Source organism: Streptomyces deccanensis, from assembly GCF_022385335.1.
Lineage (GTDB): Bacteria > Actinomycetota > Actinomycetes > Streptomycetales > Streptomycetaceae > Streptomyces > Streptomyces deccanensis.
Window position 1 is genome coordinate 3,541,097 of the sequence record NZ_CP092431.1, and the last position, 20,745, is coordinate 3,561,841.

The 20,745-nt window shown below is 70.7% G+C and carries 17 protein-coding genes; 11 read left to right on the top strand and 6 right to left on the bottom strand.

What is annotated here, in order from left to right; translation table 11 throughout:
• Positions 1-284: 284 nt before the first annotated feature.
• Entirely contained in the window at positions 285-1,490 is a 1,206-nt protein-coding gene (locus tag L3078_RS15800) for an acyltransferase family protein (RefSeq protein WP_239754288.1), read from the top strand.
• A gap of 72 nt (positions 1,491-1,562) precedes the next feature.
• Here L3078_RS15800 and L3078_RS15805 read toward each other — a convergent pair whose 3' ends face one another.
• Both L3078_RS15805 and L3078_RS15810 read right to left on the bottom strand, forming a co-directional pair.
• Positions 1,563-2,039: an HD domain-containing protein gene (locus L3078_RS15805; RefSeq protein WP_239754289.1), complete on the bottom strand. Its 477-nt coding sequence runs from the start codon at positions 2,037-2,039 to the stop codon at positions 1,563-1,565.
• 253 nt (positions 2,040-2,292) lie between these two features.
• Entirely contained in the window at positions 2,293-3,465 is a 1,173-nt protein-coding gene (locus L3078_RS15810) for a PP2C family protein-serine/threonine phosphatase (RefSeq protein WP_239754290.1), read from the bottom strand.
• Positions 3,466-3,690: 225 nt separating this feature from the next.
• On the opposite strand from L3078_RS15810, the gene L3078_RS15815 reads away from it, so the two are divergent.
• The gene (locus L3078_RS15815) at positions 3,691-4,938 is read left to right on the top strand and encodes a GNAT family N-acetyltransferase (protein WP_239754291.1); all 1,248 of its coding nucleotides are present in this window, start codon (positions 3,691-3,693) and stop codon (positions 4,936-4,938) included.
• Positions 4,939-4,955: 17 nt separating this feature from the next.
• Here the strand turns inward: L3078_RS15815 and L3078_RS15820 are convergent, their stop codons facing one another.
• Together L3078_RS15820 and L3078_RS15825 are read right to left on the bottom strand one after the other, a co-directional pair.
• The gene (locus L3078_RS15820) at positions 4,956-5,780 is read right to left on the bottom strand and encodes an Fpg/Nei family DNA glycosylase (protein WP_239754292.1); all 825 of its coding nucleotides are present in this window, start codon (positions 5,778-5,780) and stop codon (positions 4,956-4,958) included.
• A 133-nt stretch (positions 5,781-5,913) separates the two neighbouring features.
• The gene (locus L3078_RS15825; RefSeq protein ID WP_239754293.1) at positions 5,914-6,399 is read right to left on the bottom strand and encodes a ribose-5-phosphate isomerase; all 486 of its coding nucleotides are present in this window, start codon (positions 6,397-6,399) and stop codon (positions 5,914-5,916) included.
• 277 nt (positions 6,400-6,676) lie between these two features.
• Here L3078_RS15825 and L3078_RS15830 point away from each other — a divergent pair, with 277 nt between their 5' ends.
• The gene (locus tag L3078_RS15830; protein WP_239754294.1) at positions 6,677-8,143 is read left to right on the top strand and encodes an amino acid permease; all 1,467 of its coding nucleotides are present in this window, start codon (positions 6,677-6,679) and stop codon (positions 8,141-8,143) included.
• A gap of 208 nt (positions 8,144-8,351) precedes the next feature.
• Here L3078_RS15830 and L3078_RS15835 read toward each other — a convergent pair whose 3' ends face one another.
• Positions 8,352-10,352 (bottom strand): serine/threonine-protein kinase, encoded by a 2,001-nt coding sequence (locus L3078_RS15835; RefSeq protein ID WP_239760337.1) that lies wholly within the window; start codon positions 10,350-10,352, stop codon positions 8,352-8,354.
• Positions 10,353-10,613: 261 nt separating this feature from the next.
• On the opposite strand from L3078_RS15835, the gene L3078_RS15840 reads away from it, so the two are divergent.
• Positions 10,614-11,369, top strand: coding sequence for a cell wall protein (locus tag L3078_RS15840; RefSeq protein ID WP_239754296.1), 756 nt, complete (start codon positions 10,614-10,616; stop codon positions 11,367-11,369).
• Positions 11,370-11,421: 52 nt separating this feature from the next.
• On the opposite strand, the gene L3078_RS15845 is transcribed toward L3078_RS15840, so the two are convergent.
• Positions 11,422-12,006 (bottom strand): biotin transporter BioY, encoded by a 585-nt coding sequence (locus L3078_RS15845; protein ID WP_239754298.1) that lies wholly within the window; start codon positions 12,004-12,006, stop codon positions 11,422-11,424.
• Positions 12,007-12,467: 461 nt separating this feature from the next.
• Between L3078_RS15845 and L3078_RS15850 the strand changes: the two genes are divergently transcribed.
• The 7 genes from L3078_RS15850 to L3078_RS15880 all read left to right on the top strand — a co-directional run bounded on the left by L3078_RS15850 (position 12,468) and on the right by L3078_RS15880 (position 20,667).
• A complete protein-coding gene (locus L3078_RS15850; RefSeq protein WP_239754300.1) occupies positions 12,468-13,772 on the top strand; it encodes an ROK family protein in 1,305 nt (434 codons plus the stop codon).
• A 250-nt stretch (positions 13,773-14,022) separates the two neighbouring features.
• Positions 14,023-15,087: an ABC transporter substrate-binding protein gene (locus tag L3078_RS15855; RefSeq protein WP_239754302.1), complete on the top strand. Its 1,065-nt coding sequence runs from the start codon at positions 14,023-14,025 to the stop codon at positions 15,085-15,087.
• Positions 15,084-16,016 (top strand): ABC transporter permease, encoded by a 933-nt coding sequence (locus L3078_RS15860; RefSeq protein WP_420864065.1) that lies wholly within the window; start codon positions 15,084-15,086, stop codon positions 16,014-16,016. The genes L3078_RS15855 and L3078_RS15860 overlap by 4 nt, the downstream gene beginning before the upstream one ends.
• Positions 15,992-16,768, top strand: a complete 777-nt coding sequence (locus L3078_RS15865; RefSeq protein WP_239754303.1) for an ABC transporter ATP-binding protein — start codon at positions 15,992-15,994, stop codon at positions 16,766-16,768. The genes L3078_RS15860 and L3078_RS15865 overlap by 25 nt, the downstream gene beginning before the upstream one ends.
• A gap of 65 nt (positions 16,769-16,833) precedes the next feature.
• Entirely contained in the window at positions 16,834-18,216 is a 1,383-nt protein-coding gene (locus L3078_RS15870; protein WP_239754304.1) for an LLM class flavin-dependent oxidoreductase, read from the top strand.
• Positions 18,217-18,251: 35 nt separating this feature from the next.
• On the top strand, positions 18,252-19,169 hold the full coding sequence (locus L3078_RS15875) for a TauD/TfdA dioxygenase family protein (protein WP_239754305.1): 918 nt from the start codon (positions 18,252-18,254) through the stop codon (positions 19,167-19,169).
• Between the two features lie 112 nt (positions 19,170-19,281).
• On the top strand, positions 19,282-20,667 hold the full coding sequence (locus L3078_RS15880) for an amino acid permease (RefSeq protein ID WP_239754306.1): 1,386 nt from the start codon (positions 19,282-19,284) through the stop codon (positions 20,665-20,667).
• The last annotated feature ends 78 nt before the right edge of the window (positions 20,668-20,745 follow it).

Here is a 20,745-nt window from a genome sequence, read left to right on the forward strand (position 1 = left end):
TCGCCTGCGCACGTTATGCACCATTTAGTCGGGATGAATGCGGACAGACCGAGGCACGCCAAGCGCCGTGAGGTGTACGGACGGTGATGTTCCGACTGATGCACACTTCACCGAATCCTGGGTACCCGTGAGTGACACGTACCCCTCAATACAGGATTCACGTCGGTGGTTTTACGAAATCGCACAGACAACGCTAGGGTGCCTCAGATGTTCACCGCTGCCTCGTCCCCCGCTTGCGCAGCGAGTGCTCGGACCGTCCCCCGGAGCCCCCGGCGGGAGGGTCTGTGACGAACTCGCTGCGACCGCACGACCGGTCCAGGGCGCCGCTCCCGCCGGCACAGTCACCACAGTCGCCGGCCGACGGAGTGCCGAGCCCGCGCTCGCTGAAGTCCTCGTCCCCTCACCCGACGCCAGGTGGCGCCTCCCCGGACGCCAGACCGGCCAAACAACGTGACGCGTTCTTCGACAACGCCAAGTACCTCGCCATCGTGCTCGTCGCGATGGGGCACGCGTGGGAGCCGCTGACCGACCACAGCCGCGCCGCCGAGGCGCTGTACATGTTCGTCTACACCTTCCACATGCCGGCGTTCATCATCATCTCCGGCTACTTCTCGCGCAGTTTCGACATGCGCGCCGACCGGCTCCGCCGGCTGATCACCGGCATCGCCGTGCCGTACGTCCTCTTCGAGATCGCGTACTCCTTCTTCAAGCGGTACGGCAACGACGACCCGTCCCACCCGATCAGCCTGCTCGACCCGTGGTACCTCACCTGGTTCCTGATCGCGCTGTTCGTGTGGCGGCTGACGACCCCGCTGTGGAAGGTGGTGCGCTGGCCGATCCCGGTGGCACTCGGCATCGCGGCGCTCGCCTCCGTCTCGCCCGACATCGGCGACGACCTGGACCTGCAACGCGTCCTGCAGTTCCTGCCGTTCTTCGTCGCCGGCCTCTTCATGAAGCCCGCGCACTTCCAGTTCATGCGGCGTCGTGAGGTGCGGATGCTGTCCGTGCCGGTGGCGGCCGCCGCGCTGGCGATGGCGTACTGGGTGGGGCCGCACATGAACTCGGCGTGGTTTTACCACCGTGACAGCGCGCAGGAGCTGGGGGCGCCGTGGTGGGCCGGGGTCGTCATGACCTTCGCGCTCTTCGGCTGCTCCATGGTGCTCACCACCTGCTTCTTCGCCTGGGTGCCCCGGCGGAAGATGTGGTTCACCGTGCTCGGCGCGGGCACGCTGTACGGCTACCTGCTGCACGGGTTCCTCGCGAAGGGCTCGCGTTTCTGGGACTGGTACGACGCGAACGCGTGGGTGTACCAGCCGCTGGGCGAGCTCGTCGTCACGGTCTTCGCCGCGGCCGTCATCACCGTGTTGTGCACGCCGCCGGTGCAGCGGATGTTCCGGTTCGCCATGGAGCCGAAGATGGAGTGGGCGTTCAAGAGGGACGCCGCCGAACTGGCCCGGGAGCGGGGGAAGGTCGGGGCCAAGGCCTCCTAGCCTCGCGGCCTCCCCGCCCGTCTCCCGGGCGGGCGGGCCGCAGGCCGTCTCACCGCTGTCTCGCCGGGTGCGTCATGTGGCCTCCTCGGTCGTCGGTTCGTCCGGCAGGTCGAGGAGGTTTCGCATGTGGGCGTACTTCGCGGTCAGGCGGGTGCGGGTGGGGGTGTCCAGGGCGGCCAGGCGGGCGGGGTTCGCGTTGTGGGCGAGGTCGGACTGTTTGACCAGGAGGGCGCCGGGGGTGGCGAGGATGCGGGCGGCGTAGGTCTCCGGGGGTTCGCCGGGGTGTTTGGTGAGGGCTCGGACGATCGCCTTCGTGCGGGGGGTGAGGGGGGCGTCGGTGAGCCATTCCTCGGTGAGGGCGTGGTCCTCGATGGCGTCGTGCAGCCAGGCTGCGGCGATCTGGTCCTCGTCGCCGCCTCTTGCTCTGACGCCGTTCGCCACGGCCTGGAGGTGTTCGGTGTAGGGGTGGCCGGCCTTGTCGGTCTGGGTGGCGTGGGCGGTTCTTGCGAGGGTCTCCACTTCGGGGAGGGAGAGGGGGGTTGGGGGCATGAGGGTGGCTCCGGCTCCTGTGTGTGGGTGGTTGCGGTTTTTGTTGTCGCCCCCGCCGCCCCTACCCTTCCCGTCCTCAAGGGGCTGTGCCCCTTTGACCCCCTTGGGCGCCTTATGGGAGGGGAGGGGTGGGTTCGTGGGCGGGTGCGGGTGCATGGGGGTTGCTCGCGCAGTTCCCCGCGCCCCTGAAAAGCAGGGGCTGCGCCCCATGCTTTTCAGGCCCGCGGCCCCGCCACCTTGCAACGGGCGGGTGTCACCTTGTTGATGTCGGGCCTTCTCGGCAGATGAGGAGGAGGGCTCGGTCGTCGTTGACGTCCTTGGCGACCGCTTCGATGAGGTGCCAGGCGGCGCCGTGGAAGCCGCCGGCCACGTAGCGGTCGGCCTCGCCCGTGAGGCGGTCGATGCCTTCGACGATGTCGCGGTCGGCGGTCTCGACGAGGCCGTCGGTGAAGAGCATCAGGACGTCGCCGGGGCGCAGCGAGCCCTTGACGGGGTCGAACTGGGCGCCGTCGTAGACACCGAGGAGGGGCCCCTCGGCGGCCTTCTCCTCCCAGCGGCCGGTGCCCGCGCTGAGCTGGAGGCCCGGCGGATGGCCCGCGGAGAACAGCTCGTAGTCGCCGGAGTCGAGGTCGAGGACGAGGTGGATGGAGGTCGCGAAGCCCTCGTCCCAGTCCTGGCGCAGGAGATAGCCGTTGGCGGCCGGGAGGAACGCGTGCGGTGGGAGCGATCCCAGCAGGCCGCCGAAGGCGCCGGAGAGGAGCAGGGCCCGGGAGCCGGCGTCCATGCCCTTGCCGGAGACGTCGGTGAGGACGACTTCGAGGGTGCGGCCGCCGTTCGTCCGGGCGGCCACGACGAAGTCGCCGGAGAAGGACTGGCCGCCCGCCGGCCGCAGGGCCATCTCGCGGTGCCAACCGGTCGGCAGCTGCGGCAACTTGCTCTGCACCCGGATGCGTTCGCGCAGGTCGAAGAGCATGGTGCCGCCACGTCGCCAGGGGACGCCGACGCGGCTGCGGAACTGGGCGATGAGGAGGCCGAAGAAACCGCAGGCGGCGACCACCAGCACGGTGCCGGGCGTGACCCGGGCCGGACCGTCGGTGTAGGGGCCGAGCTGCACGGACTCCACGATCAGCGCGGTCGCGGCGGCCGCGTAGAGGCCGAGGAGGCTGGCGGGCCGGAGCAGCAGACCACCCGCGACGATGGGGAGGACGAGCGCGGCGGGCGAGAACCAGACCTCGTTGATCATCGTGAAGCAGGCGATCAGCGGGATCATCAGCAGCAGACCGGCGAGGGCGATCCAGTCGGAGCCGTCCCCGCGGAAGTAGTCGACGGCGGATTTGCGCACGCCGGTGCGGGCCCGGTGAACCAGCTTCTTCATCCGGGCCGTGAGCGTATCGGCCGCCGCGCGCCGCTCTCGTCCTGCTGCCATTGTTCGGGACCTTATCCATCGGACCAGCCCCTGTGCACAGGAGGTCCTACTTGTCCCCCTTCCGAGGGCCGGTTCACGACGAATCTCACACAGATCTCACACCGGAACGCGTCGTTCGGCCCCCGTGCGCCCTCCGTGCGGCACCTGGGAAGGATCCCACGTCGAACGGCGACGCGCGGGGCAAATTCGTTCGCTCGTACCGGATTGCCCTGCTAGGCATGGCGTATGACGACTGAGCTGCGGACGCTGCGCAAGGAAGACTGGAACGTCTGGTACGACAACCTCCTCCGCGCCTTCGGCGGCGCCACCGAACCCGTCGAGGAACGGGAGTTGTGGCAGGCACTCACTCCGTACGACCGCTCGATCGGCGTGTGGGACGGCGATCAATGCGTGGGCACGGCCGGGGCGTTCGACTTCCGGCTCACGGTGCCCGGCGGCGCCGTCGTCCCGGCGGCGGGCGTCACGATGGTCGGCGTCGCGGCCACGCACCGGCGGCGCGGGGTGCTGACGTCCATGATGCGGCGGCAGTTGGACGACATCCGCTCCTGGGGCGAGCCGCTGGCCGTGCTGACCGCGTCCGAGCCGGTGATCTACGGCCGCTTCGGGTACGGCCTGGCCACGCACCGGGTCTCCGCCGACATCGACACCGCCCGGGTACGGCTGTCCGTACCGCCCGGCACGGACGACGTACGGCTGCGGTACGCGGATCCCGCCGAGGTGCTCGACGTGTGCGAGGCGGTGTACGCGCGCCGGGTGCCGGAGCGGCCGGGGATGCTGGAGCGGCGGCCCGGCTGGGAGCGGGTGGATCTCCTCGACACGGAACGCCACCGGGACGGGGCCTCTCCGCTGCAGTGCGTGGTGGCGGAGCGGGCCGGTGACGGGGGCGGGTCCGAGGTGGTGGGGTACGCCCGCTACCGGATCAAGTCCGACTGGGGGCAGGCCGGGCCGCAGGGCGTGGTCCAGTTGAGCTCGCTGGAGGCCGCGGACCCCGCCGCGCGGGCCGCGTTGTGGCGGTTCCTCTTCGACATCGACCTGACGCAGTGCGTGGTCGCCCACCGTCTGCCGGTGGACGAGCCGGTGCTGCATCTGGTGTCGGACGTCCGCCGGTGCGGGCTGCGGGTGAAGGACGATCTGCACCTGCGGCTCGTCGAGGTCGGCGCGGCGCTGCGGGCGCGGACCTATCAGGCGCCGGTGGACGTCGTGTTCGAGGTCGAGGACGCCTTCTGCCCCTGGAACGAGGGGCGTTGGCGACTCACCGGCGACACCAAGGGCGCGACCTGCGACCGGACCGCCGACGCCGCCGATCTCTCCCTCTCCGTACGGGAGTTGGGGGCGGCCTATCTGGGTGGCGTGAGCCTGACCTCACTGGCCGCGGCCGGGCGGGTGCGGGAGCTGCGGGAGGGGGCGCTGGCGGAGGCGTCCACGGCGTTCCTGGCGTCGGGGCTCGCGCCCTGGCTGCCGCACGGGTTCTAGGGCGGGGCGGCGCCGGTTCACCGCTGTTGGCAGGACGGGCACCAGAACAGGTTGCGGGCGGCGAGATCGGCGGTGCGGATCTCGCCGCCACAGATGTGACAGGGCAGGGTCGCCCTGCGGTACACGTACACCTCACCGCCGTGGTCGTCGACGCGGGGCGGTCGGCCCATCGCCTCCGGGAGGTGCTCGGGGCGGACCGTGTCGATGCGGTTGTGGCGTACGCCCTCGCGCATCAGGGCGACGAGGTCGGCCCAGATCGCGTCCCACTCCGCCGGGGTGAGGTCCTTGCCCGCGCGGTACGGGTCGACGCCGTGCCGGAAGAGGACCTCCGCGCGGTAGACGTTGCCGACGCCCGCGATCACCTTCTGGTCCAGGAGGAGCGCGGCGATCGTCGTACGACTGCGGGAGATCCTGGCGTACGCGCGGGCCGGGTCGGCGTCGGGGCGGAGGGGGTCGGGGCCGAGGCGGGCGTGCACGGCCTGCTTCTCGGCGTCCGTGATCAGGGCGCAGGTCGTCGGGCCGCGGAGGTCCATGTACGCCGTGTCGTTGCGCAGCCGCAGGCGCACGGTGTCCGTGGGCGGGGGCGCGGGGGCCGGGCCGAAGGTGACCTTGCCGAAGAGGCCGAGGTGGATGTGGACCCATTCCTCGGCGTCCGGGTCGCCGAAGCGCAGGAAGAGGTGCTTGCCGTGGGCTTCGGCGGTGTGGAGGGGGGTGCCGGTGAGGAGGGCGGCCGCGTCGGCGAACTTGCCCTGGGGGCTGGTGACGTGGGTGGGCCGGTCACCGCCGCCGAAGTGGGTCAGGCAGTCTTCGGCGAGGCGGTGGATGGTGTGCCCCTCCGGCACGGGGTCCTCCGGGGGTTCGGCAGGGTGGGTGGGGGCCGTCGGGGGTGCGTTGTCGGGTGCGGGTGGGTGGGGGTTCTCGCGCAGTTCCCCGCGCCCCTGAAAAGCCTGGGCTGCGCCCCGTGCTTTTCGACCTCTACGGCTGGGGGTGGTGGGCCGGGATCGGGGGCAGGTCGCCCGTCGTCTCGTAGGACGCCAGCATGTCGATGCGGCGGATGTGACGCTCGTCACCGGAGAACGGGGTGTTGAGGAAGGTCTCGACGAACTTGGTCGCGTCTTCCTGGGAGTGCATGCGGGCGCCGACCGCGACCACGTTCGCGTTGTTGTGCTCGCGCCCGAGCGCCGCGGTCTCGGCGCTCCACGCGAGGGCGGCGCGGACGCCGGCCACCTTGTTCGCCGCGATCTGCTCACCGTTGCCCGAGCCGCCGATGACGATGCCGAGGGACCCGGGGTCCGCGGCCGTACGCTCCGCCGCGCGGAGGCAGAACGGCGGGTAGTCGTCCTGGGCGTCGTAGATGTGGGGCCCGCAGTCGACGGGCTCGTGGCCGGCGGCCTTCAGCCACTCGACGACGTGGTTCTTGAGTTCGTATCCGGCGTGATCCGAGCCGAGGTAGACGCGCATGGTCCGAGTGTGACACGCGTGTTTCGGGGCGGCACGACGGGGTGCGGGACCGGGAAACCATGAGCTTGACCACGGAAGCTCAAGTAAACCTCAAGTAACGATCTGGATTCAAAGGTTCAGGAATGCTTTCACCTCCGATTCACTGGACCGATCTTTACAGCGGCCCATTCGGCCCCCAGCTGCGCACTCTCGTCTCCCGCTCTGATGAGAGTCGATCGGGGAGTCCTTGGGCAGACGCACGGAAGTCCCCACAACGGCGCAAAGGAAACCTCCCCCCATGACCTCCCAGCCGACTCTGCCGCATCAGGCGGACACCCCAGGCTCCTCCACACCCCCCTCCCCCGGGCTGCACGCCGGTCTCAAGAACCGCCATCTGTCGATGATCGCCATCGGTGGTGTGATCGGCGCCGGTCTCTTCGTCGGGTCCAGTTCCGGCATCGCCACGGCCGGCCCCGGCATCCTGCTGTCGTACGCGCTCGTCGGCACCATGGTGGTGCTGGTGATGCGGATGCTCGGTGAGATGTCCGCCGCCAACCCGACCTCGGGTTCGTTCTCCGCCCACGCCGACCGCGCGCTCGGGCGCTGGGCCGGGTTCTCGATCGGCTGGCTGTACTGGTTCTTCTGGGTCGTCGTGCTCGCGGTCGAGGCGACCGCGGGTGCGGTGATCCTGGAGGGCTGGATCCCGGCCGTACCGCAGTGGGGGTGGGCGCTGATCGTGATGGTCGTGCTGACCGCCACGAACCTGGTGTCGGTGGGCTCCTACGGCGAGTTCGAGTTCTGGTTCGCCGGGATCAAGGTCGTCGCGATCGCCGCGTTCATCGTGGTGGGCGGTCTCGCGGTGTTCGGGCTGCTGCCGGGCGCCGACACCGAGAAGGCCGGGCTGGCCAACCTGACCGAGCACGGCGGGTTCCTGCCCAACGGCGCGGGCGCCATCCTCATCGGTGTGCTGCTGGTCGTCTTCTCCTTCATGGGCAGCGAGATCGCCACGCTGGCCGCCGGGGAGACGGAGGACCCGCAGAAGGCGGTCACCAAGTCCACCAACAGCATCATCTGGCGGATCGGCGTCTTCTACCTCGGCTCGATCTTCGTCGTGGTGACCCTGCTGCCGTGGAACGACCCGTCGATCAAGGAGAAGGGCTCCTACGTGGCCGCCCTGGACTCCCTGGGGATCGCGCACGCCGGGCAGATCATGAACTTCATCGTGCTGACCTCGGTGCTGTCCTGTCTCAACTCCGGCCTCTACACCGCGTCGCGGATGGCGTTCTCGCTGGGTACGCGCGGGGACGCGCCGCGCGCCTTCGGCCGTACGAACACGCGGGGTGTGCCGATGGCGGCCATTCTGTCCTCGGTGGTCTTCGGGTTCGTCGCCGTCATCTTCAACTACTTCTTCCCCGAGGGTGTCTTCCTCTTCCTGGTCAACTCCTCCGGTGCGGTCGCCCTGTTCGTGTGGCTCGTCATCTGCTTCTCGCAGCTGCGCATGCGGCGGATCATCGAGCGGGAGACGCCGGAGAAGCTCGTCGTGAAGATGTGGCTGTACCCGTATCTGACGTGGGCCACCATCGGGCTGATCCTCTTCGTCCTCGGCTACATGCTCACCGACACCGAGCACGGCAACCGCGAGATCCTGCTGCTGTCGCTGCTGGTCGCGGCGGTCGTCGTCGGCATCGCGCTGGTGAAGGAGAAGGTCGGGGCCGGGAAGGCCGCCACCGACTCCGCCGACAAGGTTTCCGACACGGTGCACTGACCGACTCGTAGGTCCGGATGAGGGGTCTGGTGGTGGTTCTTCCGCCGCCGGGCCCTCTTCGCGCGCCCCTGGAGGTTCTACAAGGGAACTGGCTTCCCGGGATCGGACCACGTACAGGATGCGTGTCGCTGCCCCGGGGTCGAGTACGCCGGGGACCAGTACGCCCAAGACCGTTCGGGGCGTGCGGCTGAGTGGGCTCACCCCCTGCTCAGTTCACAGGAACGGTGAAGCTCTCCTCGACCTTCTCGTAGATCGGGAGGGCGCGGTCCTCGATGTCGGGGTGGTACCAGGTGGTCAGCTGGTAGGACTTGCCGTCTGTGTTGAAGCCCAGGGAGCGGACGTGCCAGGGCAGTTCCTGGGCGGTGACGGTGTACTCCCACACGACGGCGGGCCTGCCACGGAACTCCGTCTCCTCCAGGCGGATCCGCCGGTACCCCGGCCCCTGGCTGGTGCTCTTCTCCTTCTTCCGCCACTGCTCCAGCAGGTCGCCGCGGGCGAGGGAGGCCTTGCCGACGATCTCCTGCCGGGCGTCCGGCGAGGTGTAGTGCACCTCCGCGCCGGCGTGCACCTCACGGGAGAAGCCGTCGGGTGGGACCCAGGCGAAGACACCGGCCTCCGTACGGGCCCCCGGCGGGAGCTTCGGCGGGCGGGAGGTGCCGGCGACGGTGGGAGAGGGGGACGGGCCGGAGGGCGAGGAGGTCGTCGACGACGCCTTGTCGCCCTTGCCGTCGGGGGAGCCGTTCATCGCCGGTACGACGACCGCGGCCACGGCGGCGGTCACGGCCACGGCGGCGGCCGCGACGAGGCCGATACGGCGGTGGTCGCGCCGGGGGGCTACGGGGCTCGCGGCATCGTCCGGTTCCGTACGGCTGGACGGTACGGGTGGGCCCGGGAGTTCGCCGGGGGGCATGGGGGCGGGCGCCGGAACGGGCGAGGGAATGGGCGTCGGGGTGGGCCTGGGCCGGGTCGGTAGATCGCTGTCGGCGGAGGGTGCGGGAGCCTCCGGCGAGGTGTTGGGGTGGGGGGCGGCCACCGGGGGCTGGGACGCGGAGGGTTGCGGGGACGGGAGCGGGGTGCGGCGGCGGACGGGGGTGGTGGCTCGGTCGGGTTCCGGGGCTGAGCGTGCCGTGGGGGTGGGGTGCTGTATGGGTGCGGGGGGTGTCGGCTCCGGTGCCGGGGCGGTGCGTTCTGTGGGGGTGGGGCGCGGTACGGGCGAGAGGGGCGTCTGCTCGGCGGGGGCGGGCTCCGTGATGCCGGAATTCGCCTCCTCGCGCCGCGCTGTGGCGTCTCCGGTTCCGGGATCCGGGTCGGTCGGCTCGATCGGGTCGGTCAGGTCACCCGGCTCAGCCAACTCGCTTGGTTCACCCAATTCACCTGGTTCACCTCGTTCGCCCGGGTAAGTCGGCTCACCGGCGGGCTCTTCTTCCGCCGTTGCCCGTCGTCCCGGCTCCGCCGCCCCCGTGGCGACGGCCCGCAAGGTCTCCGTGAGTTGGGGCAGGCCGGGGCGGGCCTCGGGGTCCTTGGCCAGGAGGGCGGACAGGAGGTGTCCGAGGGGGCCCGCGGCTGCGGGGAGTTCGGGCTCCTCGTAGAGGACGGCGTGGAGGGTGGCGAGGGTGGTGGTGCGGGAGAAGGGGGAGCGTCCGCCGAGGGCCGCGCAGAGCGTGGCGCCGAGGGACCAGAGGTCGGAGGGCGGGCCCTGGGGGCGGCCGGAGATCCGCTCGGGGGCCATGTAGTCGGGGGAGCCGACGAGCATGCCGGCCATGGTGAGGGCCTCGGCGTTCTGGATGGCGGCGATGCCGAAGTCGGTGAGGACGGCCCGGTGGGTGCCCGTGCGCTTGATGAGGACGTTGGCCGGTTTGATGTCGCGGTGCAGGACGCCCTGGGCGTGCACCTGGCCCAGCGCGTCGACGAGTTCGAGGCCGATCCGGGCCGTGTCGTACGGGTCCAGGGGGCCGTCCTCCGCCACGAGCCGTTCCAGGGAGCGGCCGTCGATGAGTTCCATGACGATCCAGAGCCGTTCGCCCGCGTCGACGACGTCGTAGACGCGCACGACGTTGGGGTGGTCGATCCGGGCCGTGGCCCTGGCCTCGCGCAGGGTTCGCTCGCGTCGGGTGCGGCTGTCCTCCGGGTCCTGGCCGTCGATACGCATTTCCTTGACGGCCACCTGCCGGTCGAGTATTTCGTCGACGGCCCGCCAGACCCGACCCATTCCGCCCTGGCCGATGCATTCGACCAGTCGATATCGGTCGGCCACGATAAGACCCGGAACACCGCCCCGTGTTATTTCCGGCACCCCCATGCCCCCCTTCGACAACCCTTTCCCAACCGACCGCACGCGCCACAGCGGAACCACATCGTCGCGCATTGGTCACACTTCGTGCCGCACCAGCATAGTGGCGGGAAATCTTGTGGTACCTCTTCATAGGCCGTGAATTCAGGCACGGCCAGGGGGACCCGAGGGGGATGGAACATGAGTTCTCATCGTAAGGCTGCCATCGCCGGATCGCTGCTCACCGCGTCGTTCACGTCGGTGATGATCCTCGGCTTCACGGCCTCGGCGGACGACGAGGGGGGATTGAGCAATCATGGCGGAAAGACCGTGGACGCGGCACCGGCGGACGTAAAGCTCTCGACGCTGCTGTCCAAGGAGATCAAAGTCGACAACAAGTCCGGGGAAACGGATATCACCGGCGTCGTGAAGAACGACGGCAGCAAGGCGAGCGGCGAAATCCGCATGCTCGTGGTCGGTTTCGACGGCTTGACGGTCAAGAACGTGAAGGGTTGTTCGGAAATTCCGGAGGGGGATCTTCCCGACGGCGCGAACAGCGGTTTCGCGTGCACGATCGACGATCTGGCGGCCGGAAAGTCGAAGACCTATGCGATCGACGCCACGTACGACCTGGGGAAGCAGGGCAAGATCTGTCTGCCCGTGCAGAACGCCGACGGCTCGAAGACGTACTGGCAGCAGGGGCCGGTCCCGTTCGGCACGACCAACCAGTCACCGAACGAGCCCGCCACGCCGCTGCTGCTCGGCACCGACAACAGTCCGGTCACCCCGGGCGGCGGTGGCAGTGGTGGGGGCGGAAAGGACGACGCGCCGGACGAGTTGCCGCAGACCGGACCGGCCGACCGCGTCCTGCCGCTGGGCATGGCGGGCGCCGCGCTCATCTCCGCCGGTGCCGCCGGCCTGTGGTGGAACCAGCGGCGGGCCCGACAGGGGTCCTGACCCGGGACGCCGGAGGGCCCGGCGCCCGGTCAGCGGCGGTGAGCCGACGGCGTCACTTCTTCAGCAGCTTCCATGCCGTCGGCAGCAGCCCCATGGCCAGCACGACCTTGACGGCGTCGCCGATCAGGAAGGGGGTGAGGCCGAGCGCGACGGCGGAGGAGAGGCTGATGTCGGCGGTGGCGGCGAGGTACGGGACGCCGACGGCGTAGATGATCGCCTCGCCGACGAGCATCGTGCCGGCCATCCGCAGCGTGGAGCGGTCGCCACCCCGGCGGGCCAGGGCGCCCACGGCGGCGACCGCCAGGATCATGCCGAGGATGTAGCCGAAGGAGACGCCGACGCCGGACGTGCCGTTCGCGAACCACGGCACGCCGGCCAGGCCGGCCAGCGCGTACAGCGCGAGGGCGGCGACACCCCGGCCCGCGCCGAGGGTGGTGCCGACGAGCAGGGCCGCGAAGGTCTGGCCGGTGACCGGGACCGGCGAGCCCGGCACGGGCACGGCGATCTGGGCCGCGAGCCCGGTGAGCGCGGCGCCGCCCACCACGAGCGCGACATCGCGGGCGCGGACGCCGGAGAAGGGCAGACGGTCGGCGAGGACCTCGCCGGGGCGGACTGACGTGGCGGCGGCGGTGCTCATGTTCGGGCTCACTCCGGGCGGGTGACGGGGGCGGGGACTCGGCGACGCTATCCCAGGCCCCGCGCGCAGGGCACCGTCAGCGGTCGACAAAGGGTGGAACGACGGCTTGGTGGGCTTCACACAAAGAATGTGGGTTACACCTGATACGAGGTGACACCGGTCACTGAGGTGGTGCGACTGGGGCCCTGACGGGGCGTCGTCTCCCCTCTGTAGGGTTTCACCAATCGGGGCGGAGGCGTGGACGGGTGCCGTCTCGCCCGTCGGTCGCCGTCTGGGCAGCGGTGGGCCGTTTTGCTAGCTTCGGACGCATGGTTGCCCAGGCCCGGTACTTCTCGTCGCGTCGCTACGTCGACCTGCGACGCGTGGGCGCTGCCACCTGTCGCCGACCCGGGTGAGGCGGCTCCGGCACGCCTCGCCTTCCGTGAGGCGCAGTGTCGGACCCGTTCCCGAGGATGATCGCCATGCCGCGTGCCGCGACAGCACCCACCCTTCACGCCCCCCATCCCCCAACTCCCGCTTCGCCGGGCGCCCTTCGGGCCGCTCCCCCGCCGGCGTCCCCGTCCGTCGCCGCCGGGTCTCCGGTACCGCGTGCCGCCGACAGTGACCGGCGGCGGACCAGTGCCAGCGTGGTCCTGCGGTCCGTGCTGGAGCACGGACCGGTGGCGCGCAGCATCATCGCCCGGGTGACGGGGCTGTCGCCGGCCTCGGTGACCGACTACTGCGCCCGGTTCGCCGGCCTCGGTCTCCTCCGGGAGGCCGAACCGCCCCGGCGCTCCAAGGGGGCGGGGCGTCCGCACGTTCCCCTCGACCTGGACGACTCGCGGTTCGTGGTGGGCGGGGTGCACGTGGCCGTCCCGTACACGACGGTCGCCCTGCTCGATCTGCGCGGACGGGTGCTCGTGGAGCGGCGGTTGAAGCACACGTCCACCGAACCGGGCCCGGTCCTGGCGCGGGCCGCCGACGAACTCCGGGTCCTGCTGGACGCGACGCCGGGCTGCCGGGCCCTGGCCGTCGGCTTCGCGGCCGGCGGCTGGGTGGACCGGGAGAGCGGGACCGTCGTCGAACATCCGCTGCTGGGCTGGCGCGAGGTGCCGGTGCGGGAGGTGCTCGGCGCCCTGACCGGGCTGCCGGTCCATGTGGACGGGCACGCACGGGCGTTGGTGGGAGCCGAGCAGTTGTTCGGGCGGGCGCGGGGCAGCCGGAGTGTGCTGCATCTGTTCGTCGGCAACATGGTCGACGCGGCGTTCGCGACCAACGACGAGGTGCACCACGGGCCGCGCTCGCAGGCCGGGTCGGTCGCCCATCTGCCGTTGCCCGGCGGCACCGAGCCGTGCGACTGCGGGCGGGTCGGCTGCCTCCAGGTCGAGTTGAGCGAGCGGACGCTGTGCCGGCGTGCCCGGGAGGCCGGGGTCATCGACGGGGCGAACCCGACGCGGGTGCTGGCCGCCGCCGAGGCCGGCGACGCCACGGCCGTACGGCTGCTGGTGGAGCGGGCCCGGATGGTGGGGCGGGCGGCGGAGCTGCTGCTCGACGTGCTGAACCCGGAGACCGTGGTCGTCACCGAGATCGGGGTGATGGCCCGGGCGGACTGTCTCGCCGCGTTGCACGAGGCGGTCGGGGCGGGCCGGGCGGCGGCCGTGGGGCCGACGAGCTTCCCCGACTCCGTGCTGGCGACGGCGGGCGGGGCGGTGGCCCTGGACGTGCTGTTCCGGGATCCGCTGGGGTCCGTGGAGCGTCTGGAGCACGCCTCGGCCGGGGTCGGTTAATTCAGAAACTCCGAATGTTGACAGGCCTTGCCGAAGACCGGGAACATCGTATTCATGCTGCTCACGAGTTGTCGCACCCTGTGTTGCTGACACGTTGACGTCCCGGAGTGCCCCGCGCACTCCGGCCTACGCGGCACTTCTTCCTGCGTGAAATTCACTTCCGCGGCTCCCTGCTGTCCCGCCCTTTTCCGCGGTTTCCCCGTGCGCGATTCCGTGCGCCGTCCCACCGTTCACCTCTGGGGGTTCTCCCATGCCTTCTTCCGCCGCGCCCGGTTTCGACCGGCGACTCTTCCTCACCTCTCTGCTCGGCGTCACGGCCGCGGCGGCCGGGCTCAGCGGCTGCGCCGACAGCAGCGCGGCGACCGCCGCCACGGCGGCCGACGCGCCGCTGCCCACCAAGGTCCCGCCGGGTACGAGCCTGAAGATCTCCTCGTTCCAGAATCAACAGGAGTTGCAGCTCAAGCTCGCGAAACTCGACGATCTTCCGTTCAAGGTGAGCAGTTGGGCGAACATCGGCGCCGGTCCCGATGTCATCAACGCTTTCCGTTCGGGCTCGCTGGACGTCGCCAACAATGCGGGAATCCCGCCGATCCAGGCGTATTACCAGGGATACGACGCGAAGATCGTCGCGATCAACATCACCCGGAAGCCGAACTATCTCTTCGCCACCAAACCCGGCAGCGACATCACCACGGTGAAGGATTTCCGGGGCAAGAAGCTCGCCTTCTCCCAGGGGCAGGCGCAGGGCGTCGTCCTCCTGCGGGCGCTGAAGGAGGCGGGGCTCGCCTACGACGACGCCGAGTTGGTCCCGCTGACCAGCAACCAGTTCCTGACTGCCCTCCAGTCGGGCCAGGTGGACGTCGCGCCGCTCGCCAACCAGCAGGCGCCCGCCTATCTCCAGCAGTACGAGTCCAAGGGCGCCCGCACGATCCCCACCGACGTGGTGGACCTGCTCAACCTGCTGTGGGCGCCGGCCTCCGTGCTGGGCGACTCCGCGAAGGCCGCCGCCGTCGCCGCGTACATCCCGTACTGGGCGAAGGGCGCGGTCTGGCAGTACGAGAACCCCGACATCTGGAACGAGGAGTTCTACGTGAAGACCCAGAACCTGACGTCCGCCCAGGCCGAGTCGATCAGTGAGCTCGCCAACAAGCCGCTGTTCCCGCCGAGTTGGGACGAGGCCATCAAGTGGGAGCAGGAGACCGCCGATCTGCTGGCGGAGGGCGGCTTCGTGAAGAAGTTCGACGTCGGCACGCTCTTCGACCGGCGGTTCGAGGGGATCGCCGCGAAGGCCGTGACCGCGGAGTACCGGAAGTGAGCGCCGTGACCACGGGCGCGGCCGCGGACGCGACCGCCGCCGAGACGACGGCGGCCGGCGCGGTGACCGACACGACGCCGGCGCCCGACACGACCGCCGTGGGCGCCGCGACCGTGGCGGTCGTGGAGGACGAGACCGTCCAGGTGCGCAGGCGTCGTCGGCTCTCCCCCGGTAAGCGGCTGCCCGCGTCCCGGCTGGTCGGGCCGGTGCTGTTCCTCGTCCTCTGGGCCGTCGCCTCCGCCGCCGGTCAGCTCGACCCGGCGGCGATCCCGGCGCCCTGGACGGTGTTGGAGACCGGGGTCCGGCTGTGGACCGACGGGACGCTGCCGACGGACATCGTGACCTCGTTGCAGCGGGCCGGGTCCGGGTTCGCGATCGGGCTGACCGCCGGGATCGTACTCGCCCTGGCCTCCGGGCTGAGCCGGACGGGCGAGGCGCTGATCGACGGGACCGTGCAGCTCAACCGGGCGATCCCGACGCTGGGTCTGATCCCGCTGTTCATCCTCTGGCTGGGCATCGGCGAGACCTTCAAGATCGCGATCATCGCCATCGTCGTCTACATCCCGATCTACCTCAACACCCATGCCGCGCTGGCCGGGATCGACAGCCGTTTCGTCGAACTCGCCGAGGTTCAGGGGCTGTCGCGGTACCAGTTCGTCCGGCAGATCGTCGTCCCCGGCGCGCTGCCCGGCTTCTTCGTGGGCCTGCGGCTCGGGGTGACCGGCTCCTGGCTGGGCCTGGTCGTGCTGGAGCAGATCAACGCCACCAACGGACTCGGCTACATGATGTTCCAGGCCACCAACTACGGCCAGAGCGACGTCATCCTCGTCGGCCTGGCCGTCTACGGGATCTTCGGTCTGGTCTCCGACAGCGCGGTCCGTCTCATCGAACGGAGGGTGCTGTCATGGCGACGCACACTGAGCAGCTGACAGCCACAGCCACGGCCACGGCCACGGCCACGGCCACGGTCGACCGTCCCGCCGTACAACTGCGCGAGCTGACGCGGTCGTTCGACGGACGCAAGGTCCTCGACGGTGTCGACCTCGACATCCCCGCCGGGCAGTTCGTCGCCCTGCTCGGGCACAGCGGCTCCGGCAAGAGCACCCTGCTGCGGGCGGTCGCCGGGCTCGATCACGAGGTGGCGGGCAGCGGTCGGCTGACCGCGCCGACCAGGGTGTCGGTCGTCTTCCAGGACTCCCGGCTGCTGCCCTGGCGCCGCGTCCTCGACAACGTGCTGCTCGGCGCGGAGGGCAGGGACGCCGCCGACAAGGGCCGTGCGGCCCTTGCCGAGGTGGGTCTGGGGGGCCGTGAGCGCGCCTGGCCGAACGAGCTGTCCGGCGGTGAGGCCCAGCGCGCGGCACTGGCCCGCTCCCTCGTCCGTGAACCCGAACTGCTGCTGGCCGACGAGCCGTTCGGCGCGCTCGACGCGCTCACCCGGATCAGGATGCACACCCTGCTGCGGCAGTTGTGGGAGCGGCACCGGCCTTCCGTGCTGCTCGTCACCCACGACGTCGACGAGGCGATCGTGCTCGCCGACCGGGTCCTCGTGCTCGAACAGGGCCGCATCGGCCTCGACCTGACCATCGACCGCCCGCACCCGCGCTCGTACCGGGATCCCCTGCTGGGCGAGTACCGGGAGCGGCTGCTGGCCGCGCTCGGTGTGACGGAGGACCACCAGTGACCGGCTCCGCAGAACCCCCAGTGACCGGCTACGCAGAACCACCAGTGACCCGGGAGAACAGACACGTGCCGCGCCGACAGCTCCATCTCAACGCCTTCCTGATGAACACCGGGCACCACGAGGCCTCGTGGCGGCTGCCCGAGTCCGACCCGTACGCGCACGTCGAGCTGGACCACTACGTGCGCCTCGCCCGGATCGCGGAGCGCGGTACGTTCGACTCGCTGTTCCTGGCCGACGGGCCGCAGTTGTGGGGCAGCGTGGGCCAGCGTCCGGCGGGCGCCCTGGAGCCGCTCACCCTGCTGACCGCGCTGGCGACGGCCACCGAGCACATCGGTCTGATCGCCACCGCCTCCACCTCCTACAACTCCCCCTACAACCTGGCCCGCAAGTTCGCCTCGCTCGACATCCTGAGCGGCGGCCGGGCCGGCTGGAACATCGTCACCACCGCCGGCGCCGAGGCGGCCCGCAACTTCGGTCTGGACGCCGAGCCGGCACACGCCCAGCGGTACGCGCGGGCCGCCGAGTTCCTCGACGTGGCCCTGAAGCTCTGGGACAGCTGGGAGGACGACGCGATCGTCGCCGACAAGGAGACCGGCGTCTGGGGCGACGACAGGAAGATCCATCCGCCCCGGCACCGGGGGACGTACTTCAGCGTCGAGGGCCCGCTCAACGTGCCGCGCTCGCCGCAGGGTTACCCGCTGCTGGTGCAGGCGGGGTCCAGCGAGGACGGCAAGGCGTTCGCCGCGCGGTACGCGGAGGCCGTGTTCACCGCGCAGCAGACCGTCGAGGACGCGCGGGCGTTCTACGCCGACCTCAAGGCCCGTACGGTCGCGGCCGGCCGGGACCCCGAGCACATCAAGGTGCTGCCCGGGATCGTCCCCGTGCTCGGATCGACGGAGGCCGAGGCACGGGCCGCCGAGCAGGTCCTGGAGGACCACATCGTGTACACGCACGGCGTGGGCAATCTGGAGCGGCTGCTGCAACTGCCCGCCGGATCCCTGGAGTTGGATGCCCGGCTGCCCGCCGATCTGCCGCCGGAGAGCGCGATCGAGGGGGCCAAGAGCCGCTACACCCTCATCGTCGAGCTGGCCCGGCGCGACCGGCTCACCGTGCGGGAGCTGATCGGGCGGCTGGGCGGCGGGCGCGGGCACCTCACGTTCGCCGGGACGCCCGAGCAGGTCGCCGACACGATCGAGACCTGGTTCACGACAGGCGCCGCCGACGGCTTCAACATCATGCCCGCGGTGCTGCCCTCCGGCCTCGACGCCTTCGTCGAACACGTCGTCCCGATCCTGCGCGCCCGCGGTCTGCTGCGCACCGAATACGGGCCGCGCCGGACGCTGCGGGACCGCTACGGCCTGCCGCGTCCCGCGAACCAGCACGTGGGCGCGGCCGCGTCCTCGTCCGCCCCGACCTCCGCCTCTGCCTCTGCCCCCGCCCTCGTCTGAACCCTCCCGAGCCCGGCCCCGAAAGGAACCACACCATGGCCATCGACATCCGCAAGGTCACCGGGAACATCGGCGCCCGAGTCTCCGGCGTCGACATCGCCCGGCCCCTCGACCAGGAGACGGTCGCGGAGCTGCGCGAGGCGCTCAACGTCCACAAGGCGCTCGTCTTCGACGACGTGCACCTCGACGACGACAGCCATCAGGCCTTCGTCCGGCACTTCGGCGACATCACCACCGCCCATCCGACGGTGGCCGCCGTCGAGGGCGCCGCGAACGTCCTGCCCGTGGACAGCGAGCGGGGCCGTGCCAACCACTGGCACACCGACGTCACGTTCGTCCTCAACCCGCCGCAGGCCACCACCCTGCGCAGCATCACGATCCCGCCGTACGGCGGCGAGACACTGATCGCCAACGCGGCGGCGGCCTACCGGGACCTGCCCGAGCCGCTGCGACGGCTGGCCGACGGCCTGTGGGCCGAGCACACCAACGACTACGACTACGCGGTGCCGGACGAGGAGATCGACGCGGAGAAGGCCGAGCAGCGCGCCCGGTTCACGTCGATCACGTACCGCACGGCCCACCCGGTGGTCCGGGTGCACCCGCTGACCGGTGAACGCGGCCTGTTCATCGGCGGGTTCGCGCAGCGGATCGTGGGGCTGTCGCTCGGCGAGTCCCGCAAGGTCCTCGATCTGCTCCAGTCGTACGTGACCCGCCCGGAGAACGTGTTGCGGCACCGCTGGTCGGAGAACCAGCTCGTCGTCTTCGACAACCGCATCACGCAGCACTACGCCATCGACAACTACGACGGTCTGCCGCGCCGGCTGCACCGGGTGACCGTCGCCGGTGACGTTCCGGTCGGCATCGAGGGCAAGGAGAGCTACTCGATTGAGGGGGACGCCTCGCACTATACGTCCGTGGCCACCCGGGAGGAGGCGACGCCCGTAGCCGCGTAGTCACCTTCCGTACCGGTCGCGTCCGGATAGCGGACAGCCCCTCCGCGCGGTGGAGGGGCTGTCCAGACTGTCGGCGTTTTTGCCGATCTCACGCATTGGACGAACCGCGCCCATGCCCAGCACCTCCGTCAAGGCTCCACAAGAGCCCGACGCGTCCCTGTCCCACGGCCTCAAGCAGCGCCACCTCTCGATGATCGCCCTCGGCGGTGTGATCGGCGCGGGCCTCTTCGTCGGGTCCGGGGCGGGCATCGCCGCCGCCGGTCCGTCGATCGTCCTCGCGTACGCGCTCTCCGGGCTCCTCGTCATGCTGGTGATGCGGATGCTCGGTGAGATGTCCGCCGCGTACCCCTCCTCGGGCTCCTTCTCCGCGCACGCCGAGCGCGCCATCGGTCCGTGGGCGGGCTTCACGGCCGGCTGGTCGTTCTGGGTGCTGCTCTGCACGGCCGTGGGCCTGGAGGGCATCGGCGCCGCGAAGATCGTGACGGGGTGGCTGCCCGGGACGCCCGAGTGGGCCTGGGTGGCGCTGTTCATGCTGGTGTTCCTCGGCACCAACCTGGCCGCCGTGAAGAACTTCGGCGAGTTCGAGTTCTGGTTCGCCGCGCTGAAGGTCGGCGCGATCTCCCTGTTCCTGGTGCTGGGCGTGCTGGCCGTCGCCGGTGTCCTGCCCGGCACCGAGGCGCCCGGCCTCACCAACCTCACCGGCGAGGGAGGTCTGCTGCCCGGCGGTGCGGACGGCCTGGTCATCGGACTGCTGGCGTCGATCTTCGCGTACGGCGGTCTGGAGACCGTGACGATCGCGGCGGCCGAGTCCGATGACCCGGTGAAGGGCGTGGCCATGGCGGTCCGTACGGCGATGTGGCGCATCGCCCTCTTCTACATCGGCTCCATGGCGGTCATCGTGACCCTCGTCCCGTGGGACTCGAAGGAGGTCGTGGAGAAGGGCCCGTACGTCGCCGCCCTGGACCACCTGGGCATCCCCGGCGCCGGTCAGGTGATGAACGTGGTCGTGCTGGTGGCCCTGCTGAGCGCGATGAACGCCAACATCTACGGCTCGTCCCGGATCGCCTACTCGCTGGTGGCGCGCGGGCAGGGCCCGAAGGTGATCGGCCGGGTCTCGGGCGGGGTTCCCCGGATCGCGGTGCTGGCGTCCAGCGTCTTCGGTTTCCTCTGCGTCCTGCTGAGCTACTGGCGCCCCGACGACGTCTTCCCCTGGCTCCTCAACATGATCGGGGCGGTCGTCCTCGTCGTCTGGATCCTCATCGCCGTCTCGCAGTTGCTCCTGCGCCGCCGTATCGAGCGTGAGGCCCCGGAGCGGCTGGTCGTGCGGATGTGGGCGTTCCCCTGGCTGACGTGGGTGGCGCTCGCGGGGATGGCCGCGATCTTCGTCCTGATGGCCCGGGAGCCGGGGACGCGGACGCAGTTGTACTGGACGGGCGGGATGACGCTGGTCCTGGCGGTGGCCGGGTACGCCCGGCAGCGGGTGCGCGCCACGCGCTGACCTCGGCGCGGCGCACGCCGGCGTCGCACGCACACTTCAGGGCCCTCGCGCGGAGGACGGACGGTCGGTTCGCGCGAG